A 12,266-nucleotide genomic window follows, 5' to 3' on the forward strand; every position below is an offset into this window, starting at 1 on the left:
AGGTTAACCCTTAAAAACAAAGGACTATTTGTATGTATCTACACACAAGATTGCTTTTAAGCAGCTTTATGATTTTTTCGTTATTAGCCTGCGGAGGGGGCGGTTCTGACTCTATATCCAGAGACGGTTCATCTGATGGAGACGATACACCAGATACTATCACCTATTCGGTTAACCTAAGCCTTATGAGTGCAGATGGGCAAACTGATTCACAACTTAGCGCATCAAACCCATTAACCTTGACTGCCAGCGTCAGAGACAACACAGGTGCGATCGTGACCGATCAACTCGTCACCTTTACCTTTAGCCCCCAAGGGTTAGCCGAATTTAGTAATGACTCAGGTACGGCTACGACGGGTACCACAGGGGATGCAACAATTACCTTGCTCGTTGGTGAAGATTCGGGCTCTGGTGAGGTTATTGCAACACTCAGTGACGGGCAAAGCGCCAGTACCACTTTCACATCGCAAGGAACAACGCAGGAGAACGTGCAGGCAAGCTCCCTTGATCTATTTGCTGGGGCAGTGCAATTACCCTCAAGTGGCACAGACAGTATTGAACTAATCGCTTTGGTTAAAAACGCGCAGAATGTACTTATGGAAGGGATCGATGTGGTCTTTTCGGCCGATGCCGATGCCGCGCTAATGATCACGCAAGGCACTACCGGAGCAGATGGTCAAGCAACCGCAACGCTTACGACACAGAACAATCGTCAGAATCGAGATATTCAAATCACAGCGACAAGCGGAACGTTAAGCCAAACGGTATCCATATCAGTGGTCGGCACCACAGTGAATATTGATGGGCCTAGCTCAGTGATTTTAAACGATCCTGTTGACTTAACCGTTAGTTTGCTTGATTCAGATGGTAACGGGATCGCAAATCAGCAAGTTAATCTTTCCACTGCAAATGGTTTACTTAGCTCGACTACACCCACTACGGGTACGAATGGTCAGGTGACAGTGACTTATACCGGTAATACAGCGGGTATTGATACGATCAGTGCCAGTGCATTGAATGACGAAAGTGAGTTTAATGTATCGGTGCAAGCCGACGATTTTAGCTTCACCGTTGTTCCAACAGACGAAGTCGCCCTTAACCAAACGGCTTCTCTTGGTTTGACGTGGCTGTCCAATACCATACCAGTATCAGGGACGCAGGTCACTCTAACCACCTCAAGAGGAGTGATAGCTACAAGCACCAAAACAACCGATAGTGATGGCTTGGTAAGCTTTGCAATTTCAGCGGATAATGCAGGCTTTGCCAGCATCTCTGCTACAGGCACTGACAGTGACGGCAATCAGGTGACTGCTCGCACACAAGTAGAGTTTGTTGCAACCCAGGCAGATAACATCATTGTCGATGCCACGCCTGACTCAATTGGCCCTACAGGAGAAATAAGTACTATCAGCGCAGTGGTAAGGGACGCTCGGGGGAATTTGGTAAAGGGTAAAACGATTAACTTTTTGCTAGATGATGTCAGCGGCGGGCAAATCTCACCGAATCAAGCCACTACGGATAGAAGCGGTATTGCAAAGACTGTTTACACGTCTAACGCCCTAAGTACATTTGAGGGGGTTAAGGTATACGGCACAGTGGATGATACTCAAACCGTGTCTGACTTTACTCAACTGACCGTTGGCGATAAACCGTTTGACATCGTCTTTGGTACGGGCAACACAATTCAGTCACCCACTGAGTCATCTTATACTAAGGAGTTCTCAGCCTTTGTCACCGACCCGGATTCTAACCCAGTGGAAAATGCTAATATTACATTCTCAGCACCACCCAAAGCGTTCAACGTCGGTGGAACATATCAGAAAGGATTTTGGACCTTCAATACCACCGCCAATATTTGGAATAAAAATGTCACCGCTGTGTGTGATAACGAAGACACAAACGGCAATGGTATTCTGGATGAAGGTGAAGACATTAATGGTGATGCACAGCTCACTCCCGGCAACGTAGTCGCAGTACAATCGCAAGGGATCACAGATGCAAATGGCCAGGTTTTATTTACCTTGAGTTACCCTAAAGCGTTTGGTGCCTGGACAACGGTATCCATAACTGCAAATGGGGAATCTCAAGGCAGTGAGTCATCTGAGCAACATGACTACGATCTTGGTATAGCATCTGGTGATTTGACCGATTCAGCTTCACCGCCGCCAGACAATCCTTATGGTGAGTCAGCCAATTGCAACGATATCCTATAAATCTTCGTTGCAGTTGCAAAGGCTAAGTGTCTGGAAGTATGACCTTTTAACCTTAAGTAAAGACAGACTATAGTCTGGGGTATAGGTAAAGGCTGAATAGAGAGAGCACGATCCATAGCCAAGGTATCGCAATATAGAAAGCCCAGTAGCTTACTACTGGGCTTTTCTGTGTTTGCGCTTATGACTGGCGTTGAATGCCATTCAAAATATCGCTATCGGCTTATACTTTTTGGAACGGGTATACTGACCCTAGCTTCAATAACTGAGTCAGTTCGTCAAGGGCAGTACGCGACTCATTTAATAGTGCCACGTCCCGTAAATCGTCAACCGATAAGCGATCCCGATAATGTTTGTCGACCCAGTTGTTTAAGCGTTCAAATTGCGCGTCGTTCATCATAGTACTTTGATTGACGGCCGCTAATTCAGTCTCATTCATAGCTACGCGTAACCTCAGGCAGGCAGGCCCACCGCCGTTTCGCATACTTTGCTTCACATCATAGTAACGAATGTGTTTAATTGGCGTATTTAAGGTGACCAGTTCATTCAAGTAAGCTGAAACTGCTGGGTTTTCTTCACAATCAGTAGGGGCGATAATGGCCATCTCTCCACTGGGAAGTGTGATTAGCTGAGTATTAAATAAGTAACTTTTTATCGCGTTTTGGACACTGACTTGCTCTGTTGTAACCTTAATAAAATGTAACTCGCTGGCACCGTATTTCTGCTTAATTTCAGCAAACGCCTTGTCCGTATCTAAGAATGCTTGCTCGTGATAAAACAACACGTTTTGGTTGCCGACAGAAATAACGTCATTGTGAAATACGCCTTGATCAATTAACTCAGGGTTTTGTTGAATAAAGACCACGTTCTCGTCACTTAATCCATGTAAGCGTGCAACCGCTTGACTAGCTTCTAGGGTTTGTCGAGCAGGAAACTTGACCGGTGCAGGTTTGCTTTTGTCGAATGCATATCGCCCGTAGACGAACAACTCGACACCTTTTTCGCCATATTCGCGACATAAACGCGTATGGTTTGCCGCCCCTTCATCGCCAAAGTGTTCATTGTCTGGTAGGTGCGTGTGATGGCTAAAATGGGTTGGATTGGCAAACGTGGCCTTAAGAATATTGCCTGTGACCTGAGGCTCTAATGAGCGATGGTATTTGTTGGTCAGATTGGCTGGGGTGAAATGCACTTTGCCATCCGCGGTATCTGCGCTTGGTGAAACAGTCGCAGCATTGGCTGTCCACATACTTGATGCTGAGCAGCAGGCTTGAAAAATCGCCGGCGCTTGCTTGGCAGCTTGCTGCAAGACATTGGCATCTGAGCCAGAAAAGCCTAAACGACGTAGCGCATCCACGTCAGGACGCGCTTGAGGCGCCAACACGCCTTGAATCATGCCAAGGTCAGCTAGGGCTTTCATTTTCTTTAAGCCCTGCTTAGCGGCCTGTTTAGGGCTGCTCTCGGCACTCGCATTACTTAACGAGGCAACATTACCGTATGATAAACCCGCGTAATTGTGGGTCGGCCCAACGAGTCCGTCAAAATTCACTTCAAACTGCTTCATTTTATCCTCATATGCGCATCTGTATTCGCTAAACCAAAAGCGAAAAAGTTGACCTTGAAAATGACCAATCCATCTTCATCTAGGTGTGTCATGGACGGCATTATACTGGTTTTAAAGTCGCTGCCAATCGAGGTGGTTGAAATTTGAACAGTGAACTGGGCTTGGGTATGACGATTATCGGATAAGTATGAAGAAGAACTTGTTTTCTATTCACTTTGTCGATATATGTTAAAAAGCATTTTATAGCGGTGAACGAGCAATTCTTCTACGGTTCATCTAAAAACCCTAATAAATACAAAGGTTAAGACTAATTATATGGCAAAGTCTCTGGTCATTGTCGAATCACCGGCAAAGGCGAAAACAATTAATAAATATCTCGGGAAAGATTTTATTGTTAAATCTAGTGTAGGCCACGTTCGAGACCTTCCAACGAAAGCTTTAGGCAAAGTTCCGCCTAAAAAACCGGCAAAAGAGCTAAAGTTATTATCCGAAAATAAGCGAGAATCGTATTTACGCGAGCATGAATATCGCAAATTAGTCGACCGTATGGGTGTCGATCCAAAAGACGATTGGGCAGCCCATTACGAAGTGTTAAATGGCAAAGAAAAAGTCGTTAATGAACTTAAGAAATTAGCCAAAAATGCTGACACTATTTATCTCGCGACGGATTTGGATAGAGAAGGGGAAGCCATCGCATGGCATCTACAAGAATTGATTGGCGATCCTAGCAAGGATTATCAGCGTGTGGTGTTTAACGAAATCACTAAAAATGCCATTCAAGAAGCTTTCTCTGAACCTGGAAAAGTCAATGTTGAGCGCGTTAATGCGCAACAAGCACGTCGTTTTCTTGACCGAATTGTTGGCTTCATGGTGTCGCCGCTTTTATGGAAAAAGGTCGCCCGAGGGTTATCTGCAGGTCGAGTACAATCTGTCGCCGTGCGCCTTGTTGTCGAGCGTGAACGTGAAATTAAAGCGTTCGTACCAGAAGAGTTTTGGGATGTTCATGCCAATCTATTAACGGCTAAAGACAGTGATTTGCGCATGCAAGTTGCTAAGTACAATGACAAAGCGTTCAAGCCAACTAACAAAAAGCAAACGGACGCTGCCTTAGCAGAGTTAAAAGACGCCCAGTACACCGTTATTAGTCGTGACTCAAAACCTACTCAGTCTCGTCCATCAGCACCATTTATTACCTCTACTTTGCAGCAAGCGGCAAGTACCCGCTTAGGTTTTGGTGTAAAGAAAACCATGATGATGGCCCAGCGCTTGTATGAAGCGGGTCACATTACATACATGCGTACCGACTCGACTAATTTAAGCAAAGAAGCGGTTGATGCCTGCCGTGATTACATTGGCGACAATTTTGGTGCGAAATACTTACCAGAAAATGCGCTGAAATACGGCAGCAAAGACGGCGCCCAAGAAGCTCACGAAGCGATCCGACCGTCAAATGTATTGCTTAAGTCTGAAGCATTATCAGAAATGGAACGCGATGCGCAGCGTTTGTATGAGCTTATTTGGCGTCAATTCGTTGCCTGTCAAATGACACCTGCTAAATATGATGCAAGTACGATCCGCGTATCTGCTAAGGGTTATGAACTCACCGCGAAAGGGCGTGTATTGAAGTTTGATGGTTGGACAAAAGTTCAAAACCCTCAGCGCAAAAAAGGCGAAGAAGACTTCTTGCTGCCAGATGTTAAAGAGGGGGAGAGTCTGAGCCTGAAACAGCTCGATCCTAAACAGCATTTCACCAAACCAGTTGCTCGATTCAATGAAGCCTCTTTGGTAAAAGAGTTGGAAAAGCGGGGGATTGGTCGCCCGTCAACCTACGCCAGTATTATCTCGACTATTCAAGATCGTGGTTATGTGCGTCTTGAGAGTAAGCGTTTTTACGCTGAAAAAATGGGTGAGATCGTTAATGATAGATTGCTCGAGAACTTCGACAATCTACTGAGTTTTGATTTCACTGCCAAGATGGAACAAGAGTTGGATGAAATCGCTAACGGCAAAGTATCTTGGAAAGACGTATTAAATGATTTTTACGGCGATTTTGAGAAGAAATTACATCTAGCGGAAAAAGACCCAGACGAAGGCGGTATGCGCTTAAATCAGGCCGTACCCACAGATATTGAGTGCCCTAAGTGCGGTCGCCCCATGAATGTGCGTACTGCGAGTACTGGGGTATTTTTAGGTTGTTCTGGTTACAACTTACCACCGAAGGAGCGCTGTACTGGCACCTTGAATCTAACGCCTGGTGACGAAGTCATCAAGGTAGACGACGAAGAAGAGCTAGAAACAGAGCTGCTTAGATCCAAACGGCGTTGTCCAATTTGTGCAACTGCCATGGACAGCTACTTGGTAGATGAAACACGCAAGTTACACGTGTGTGGTAATACACCTACCTGCCCAGGTATTGAAGTTGAAATGGGTACCTTTAAAATTAAAGGTTACGATGGCCCAATTATCGAATGTGATAAATGTGGTTCAAACATGGAACTTAAAAACGGTCGCTTTGGTAAGTACTTCGGCTGTACGAATGAAGAGTGTAAGAATACCCGCAAGTTACTTAGAAACGGTGAAGCTGCGCCGCCTAAAGAAGATCCAGTGGACTTGCCTGAACTAGAGTGTAGTAAGTCAGATGCGCACTTTGTATTACGTGACGGAGCGTCAGGTATTTTCATGGCGGCACATAATTTCCCTAAATCTCGGGAAACCCGTGCCCCACTTGTTGCTGAGCTTGCTCGTTTTAGAGATCGCATTTCACCTAAATTCTATTACTTAGCTGATGCGCCAGCGAAAGATCCCGACGGAAATGACACATTGGTTCGCTACAGTCGTAAAACAAAACAACAATATGTGATGAGTGAAAACGAAGAAGGCAAAGCCACAGGCTGGTCTGCTTGGTACACAGATAATAAATGGACAGTGGAAGACAAGCGCAAAAAAGCAAAATAGCGCTTTTGAAACACAGTACTGATTCTTTATAATCAAAAGCCGGTAACTTATCCTTACCGGCTTTATGCATTTTACAACCTATAGGCACGAGTATGGCATTGTCACTCCAAGAACAACTTTTGCAAGCAGGCCTCGCTGATAAGAAAAAAGCGAAGCAGGTACGTCAGCAAAAACACAAACAAGCAAAAGAAAAAAAGAACCATAATATTCAACAAACGAATGAAAGTAAGATTGCGGCTGAAAAGGCCGCAGAGCAGAAGAAAGCCCGAGACAGAGAATTAAACCAACAGGCTAAAGCAGAGGCTGAGAAAAAAGCCGTTCAAGCACAAATTGTGCAAATGATTAACGTAAATAAGCAGTCGCGTAAAGTGGGCGATATTGCGTGTAACTTCAGTGATAATAACGTCATTAAACGTATATATGTGGATAAAAATATCCACACTCAAATTACTCAAGGCCAACTTGCGATTGTTAAGTTAAACGACGCTTATGAGCTTATCCCCATGCCGGTGGCGGATAAAATCGCCGAACGTGACGAAAGTTATGTGTTATATCGCGCCGATATTCTGCCAGAAGAAAAAGCCAAAAATAGCGAAGATGAAGACTGGTATGCAGACTACGAAATTCCAGATGATTTGAGTTGGTAGCGCAGGATTAGTCGGTTGATGAATACTATTGAAACGCATTGAGTCCATAATCGCTGGCAATTCATTGCCAGCGATTATGCCATTTATCATTATGACACGTCAGTTTGGGCACTTTCAGTATGTGCTGTTTTAATAACAACAATGCGAAAACCGTTAAATTGTTTGCCTATGATTTTTTTCATGGCCAAAATACCAAAAAATATGCCTATGCCGGCTCCAGTAGTTTGAATATAAGGGGTAAAGGGCTCCACTGATAATCCCAAAGCTGCCAGCGTCAAGCCAATAGCAAAACCAAACAGCACAGCAGTGGGGACAGTCCAAAGCAGAGCGCGCCACGCCCAGCTCCACCAAATTCTTGCTGCGCGCCACCACGTTACCTCTATTTCTTCCATGAATCACCTTTGACGTTAGTCAGTTCGCGTTAACCTACTTTTCGTTGAACGAGTACAAGCAATAGTTAACGCAATATTTAATGGAATTGGTATAAGCTATTTAAAAAAGCGCTCAATCATGGTTAGCGCCGCGTGGTTATAACCTACCCGTGACTCAAGATCTGCGTCTTTAGGGCGTACCCCTAATTTAATACCGATAATTGAATCTTGCGTCAGGGCATTGCCACAAGCAGCCAATGAGCGGTGGATCTCTTGTTCAGTTAATAGCGAATGCTCAGCGCCAAAAGCTACGCTTGGATTTTTCGCAGCGGGCATATGGGTATCTTTCCAAATGCCATAAGGCGATTCTTGATCCGTTACCCCAGAAAACATAAGTCCTTTAAGCAGCCCTTGAGCTTTAACTTTTTCGATGTGGGCTAATACGCCAGCAGTGCTCATAGTTTCAATCGCTGAACGGCCCCAATTAATTAAAATGCCTAGGTTTGCCTGTTGCGTTTGATTTAACTCGCTCACTACAGCAATTTCGTCCTCTAGCGATAAAAACCCTTTGGCCGGCGCGTGATCAGGTGTAAAGGCATCACAATGTTCAATAACGATATCCGCGCCATGCCAATCCCAGTTGAGCATAGTAGCCAAAGATGCTTTTAACGATTTGGCTGAACCGCTGGCTTGACTTCTGTTTGGAGCGGTCTGTATTTCGATGGCTTTTACTGCTTTTCGCCCAAGTCCTTGATTAAGCTTTCCTATGGCATCGCACGCTGTTCGCATAAAATCGAGCGCAGCTTGTCGACCCTCTTCATCATCTGAAGCAATGCCAAAGTGTGGGTTTTTGCCTAACGCACCCATGGTACCGGGCACGCAGGTGAAAACAAATTGCCAGTCTGGGCTGACATTAGCGATAAACCAATCGTCATCATGTGGGTGCAATGTGCCGGTGAATGGATGCTCTAAACCTTGTAGGTTTGGCATCGCTTTTAACTGTGCGAAGTACGCGTGTTCAGCTTCAGCATCCCATTGTTCCCAAGCAGGGGAGGTGGCGTAGGACCCGACAAAATAATTCATGTGAATTCCTTTTTGAAAAGTGAAGTTAAACAGTCATTTATAAAAGACTTTAACATGAAGCTGGAAGCTTGCGAATAGCTTTACTAGCGTTAAAAGTGTAAAGGTTTTGTGCTGTTTTGTGCTGTTTTGTATCTGAGGTTCGACGTTCCTACACACAAGAATGTATCGCGCCAAGGGCGGTTGTCAGGTTTTTTGGATAGTGGTTCTTAGTTGGCTTACGGTTTGCTATGTAAAACTAAACAGCTGTAGATGACCGCGCAGTAAGCAGTTTAACCTTACTGGAATAATCGTTTTTATTGCGCTGATACCAGGAATTAACGCGATGCAAATCCAACAATCGAAGACTTCACTATTTGATTACCTAAACAACACAAGCGATGCCGATGCGGCATTGCAAAGCGTAGTGGATGCACAAAAAAATAATCTCTATGCAGGGCTGTCAGATGTTGAGAATAACCTAGCAACGGGAAATATTGACGATGCACTAGAGCGTTTAAAATCAGGTGAGAATGGGGTAAACCTAAAAACGCTAGACAACATGTTAAGCTTTAACATGCGCGGCGTCACTGAAGATTTAACAGACAGGGCAAAAGACTTAGGCCTTACCTTTGATGTTAAGCTAACACAAGTGGACGGGGCGTGGGTTGTCAGCAGTGAGCACGCACCAGAACACAAAGGTTTAGCGCAGCTTCAGCAATACCTTGATAGAAACCCAAAGCTGCAGAGCAAGCTCGACGATTTAAATTCGCTGTCTGAGTTCTATGAGTTAGGACAATCTCAAGAATACGCCAAAGAATTACAAGCCGCCGATGTGCATGAAGACGACGTGGTGACTTACCTGACGCAAAGTCGAGAGTATTTATTTTCACTGGACAGCTTTTATCTATCTGATGCGGGGCTGTCGATTGCCTCTCGTGGGGAGTCAGAAGGTTTGTTTGAGCAAGTGAAGAATACCTTAGGGCTAACGTCAGAAGAAGCGTAATTTTTACCCCTCAACGTATGTGTTTTTGTATTCAATAGGCTGTACGTTGGGCGGCTACTGTTTGCCGCATTGACAGTGAAATATTCTGCTTTTTGCCGTTTTATAAGCAGAGCATAAAGTAATTTATGCTTTTAGTAGCTAACTTACATTCAGCCGTTCTAGCTAGAGTGTTGTTTTAACCTAGGATCATAAATTAGAATCCTGCCTCATCATTTTTACGTTTTGGTCTTCATGGATCTTCAATCACTTCTTTACGAGTTCAAGCAGCTGGTCGGCATTTCAGCCAATACTACAAGTCACAATGAAAAACTGATTTCTGCGCTAGGTGGCACACTGGGAATTGCAGGGATCATGTGGGTAATGCATTTTGTTGCACAGGCTCACGTGCTCACCACGCAGAGCAGTGTCATGATTATCGCCTCAATGGGGGCCAGTGCCGTGCTCTTATTTGCCGTGCCTCACGGGGCGTTGTCTCAGCCTTGGGCTGTTGTTGGCGGGCACTTAATTTCTGCGCTGCTGGCCATTACCAGTGTGAAGTATTTAGGCCATGGACCTTGGATTGCAGCGTTTGCTGTGGGTGGATCAATCGGCGTGATGTACTACTTGCGTTGTATTCACCCACCTGGCGGGGCAACGGCACTGACAATTGTCATTGGCGGCGCAGATATCGACGCCTTAGGATACCAGTTTTTGTGGATGCCTTTAGGCATAAATATTGTCGTTATTATAGCTATTACGCTTCTATTTAACGGTTTGTTTAGCTGGCGTCGTTACCCTGTCCATCTGGCTCACAAACTAAAAAGGGCGGTTGGGACACCGTCAAATGAACGTGAACATGAGTTAACCCAAGAAGATTTTGCCGCTGCAATGCAGAAGCTAGACTCGTATGTCGATATCACCCCAGATGGATTGACTGATTTGCTTGAACTGGCCAAGAAGCATGCGGAAAAAAACATCACTCATCCCGAAAGCATCATTGCTGGGCGGATTTACAGTAATGGGAAATTGGGACGCCTGTGGAGCATTAGACAAGTGGTTGATGCCGCGCCGGTCAATACTCACGCGAGCAAAGACAAGGTGATTTATAAGGTATTAGCGGGACACGGCGGTTATGAAACCCATATGTGTCTACGCAGTGAGTTTCATAAGTGGGCACGTTTTGAAGTCGAAAAATACAATCAGCAATGGGTAAAGGTTGAAGAACAAAAAGCTTAAGCGCGGATGCATGAACACCAGCGCTTTGCTATTTTCCACGACAACCTGAGAGTGTTTTACAACCCGCGTTCGGTGGTTAGGTAGGTAGCAAAACTGCCCAACCAATGACTACCCATGTAATGCATATCGTGGATCACTGAATCAATACCCGCCGTGTGATGCTTTTTCGCCGCACTATTTATCGCCGCTAATCTCTTATCGTTTTTTGGCAACGCAGAGGCAATGCCTTCTAACATCCATGCTCTGCTTAAATTAAGCCCATCTAAGTGGGCCAGTTTGCCATCGCTTTTATCGACTACCGTGGCTACGCTCAACCAATCACTGCTTCCGTCGCTAGGGATTGTGGGCAAGAACTCACTCAGCCATTTGCTGTAGTCGGTCTTAGGTAAAACGCGACGCATTAAGTCTGCTTCGGCAATACAGGGGGATAAAAAATCTTGTCCTGATGGTTCGTAAGCGAGGGGACAATTTACGTCATTCGCATACAAACGTGTAACTGTGCTCTTAAGTAGCTGATTAAAAGCTGTATTGTTCGCGGTGTTACTCCAATCCAACATTAGGCCAAATGCAAACGCGGTTTGACTGTGCTCACCTACGCGAATGGGAAATGAAAGTTTGGGCAACCAGTCGGATAGATTAGCAACAATTTTGTTTTCTAACGGCGTCAATGTTGCTAACCATTCTTTAGCTTGAGGATTGTCCCATTCACGTAATTCGCTGGTGAGTTGTAAAAACCAAGCTAGGCCGTAAGGGCGCTCGAAACTGGTGCCAGTGCCTTCTCGGTTGAAATAGGCTAATTCACCGTCGATATGCGCTTGGCTAAAGCTTTGTCCTAAGCTTGCCATTATCTCCTTGTAATGCACCGAGTCAGGGTGTTGGCTAGCGATCCTAGTGAGCAACCAATGCCCATGGACCGAAGAATGCCAGTCGAAGCAACCATAAAAGGCAGGGTACAGTTCTTTTGGCGTTTTTACGTCTTGATCGCCTGTCATCATGTGTTTGATGATATTTGGATATTCTTTGTGCACACACTCAAGGGCGAGTTCGGCAAAACGGTCACTCATTTGGTCTTGTGTAGGAACCGTTGATTGCTCATTTTGCGCCGCGAAGGCAATGCCACAATACATGGCAATAGATAAACTTATTGCTTTGATTTTCATCGTCATCTTATATCTCTTTACTGGTTGAGCGCAGAATACTCGCTCTGTCATGGCGATGCAACGTGTGCAAGGGGCTGCT

9 protein-coding genes are annotated in these 12,266 nt (G+C 45.2%); 5 read left to right on the forward strand and 4 right to left on the reverse strand.

The window, feature by feature from the left end:
• The first annotated feature begins 32 nt into the window (after positions 1 to 32).
• A complete protein-coding gene (locus tag FX988_RS01590; protein ID WP_160178033.1) occupies positions 33 to 2,213 on the forward strand; it encodes an Ig-like domain-containing protein in 2,181 nt (726 codons plus the stop codon).
• A gap of 220 nt (positions 2,214 to 2,433) precedes the next feature.
• Here the strand turns inward: FX988_RS01590 and astB are convergent, their stop codons facing one another.
• Complete coding sequence (gene astB / locus FX988_RS01595; RefSeq protein ID WP_160178034.1) at positions 2,434 to 3,774, reverse strand: N-succinylarginine dihydrolase; 1,341 nt, start codon at positions 3,772 to 3,774, stop codon at positions 2,434 to 2,436.
• Between the two features lie 315 nt (positions 3,775 to 4,089).
• Between astB and topA the strand changes: the two genes are divergently transcribed.
• Positions 4,090 to 6,729 carry a type I DNA topoisomerase gene (gene topA, locus FX988_RS01600; protein ID WP_160178035.1) on the forward strand — a complete coding sequence of 880 codons (2,640 nt, stop codon included), beginning with the start codon at positions 4,090 to 4,092 and terminating at the stop codon, positions 6,727 to 6,729.
• A gap of 92 nt (positions 6,730 to 6,821) precedes the next feature.
• Positions 6,822 to 7,376 carry a DUF2058 domain-containing protein gene (locus tag FX988_RS01605; protein WP_160178036.1) on the forward strand — a complete coding sequence of 185 codons (555 nt, stop codon included), beginning with the start codon at positions 6,822 to 6,824 and terminating at the stop codon, positions 7,374 to 7,376.
• A gap of 89 nt (positions 7,377 to 7,465) precedes the next feature.
• On the opposite strand, the gene FX988_RS01610 is transcribed toward FX988_RS01605, so the two are convergent.
• Both FX988_RS01610 and FX988_RS01615 read right to left on the reverse strand, forming a co-directional pair.
• Positions 7,466 to 7,768, reverse strand: a complete 303-nt coding sequence (locus tag FX988_RS01610; RefSeq protein WP_160178037.1) for a hypothetical protein — start codon at positions 7,766 to 7,768, stop codon at positions 7,466 to 7,468.
• Positions 7,769 to 7,864: 96 nt separating this feature from the next.
• Entirely contained in the window at positions 7,865 to 8,830 is a 966-nt protein-coding gene (locus FX988_RS01615; protein ID WP_160178038.1) for a DUF4862 family protein, read from the reverse strand.
• 322 nt (positions 8,831 to 9,152) lie between these two features.
• Here FX988_RS01615 and FX988_RS01620 point away from each other — a divergent pair, with 322 nt between their 5' ends.
• A complete protein-coding gene (locus FX988_RS01620) occupies positions 9,153 to 9,812 on the forward strand; it encodes a hypothetical protein (RefSeq protein ID WP_160178039.1) in 660 nt (219 codons plus the stop codon).
• Between the two features lie 231 nt (positions 9,813 to 10,043).
• Entirely contained in the window at positions 10,044 to 11,027 is a 984-nt protein-coding gene (locus FX988_RS01625; RefSeq protein ID WP_160178040.1) for an HPP family protein, read from the forward strand.
• Positions 11,028 to 11,083: 56 nt separating this feature from the next.
• On the opposite strand, the gene FX988_RS01630 is transcribed toward FX988_RS01625, so the two are convergent.
• Positions 11,084 to 12,187: a DUF2891 domain-containing protein gene (locus tag FX988_RS01630; RefSeq protein ID WP_160182056.1), complete on the reverse strand. Its 1,104-nt coding sequence runs from the start codon at positions 12,185 to 12,187 to the stop codon at positions 11,084 to 11,086.
• Positions 12,188 to 12,266: the final 79 nt, after the last annotated feature.

The organism is Paraglaciecola mesophila, from assembly GCF_009906955.1.
Lineage (GTDB): Bacteria > Pseudomonadota > Gammaproteobacteria > Enterobacterales > Alteromonadaceae > Paraglaciecola > Paraglaciecola mesophila_A.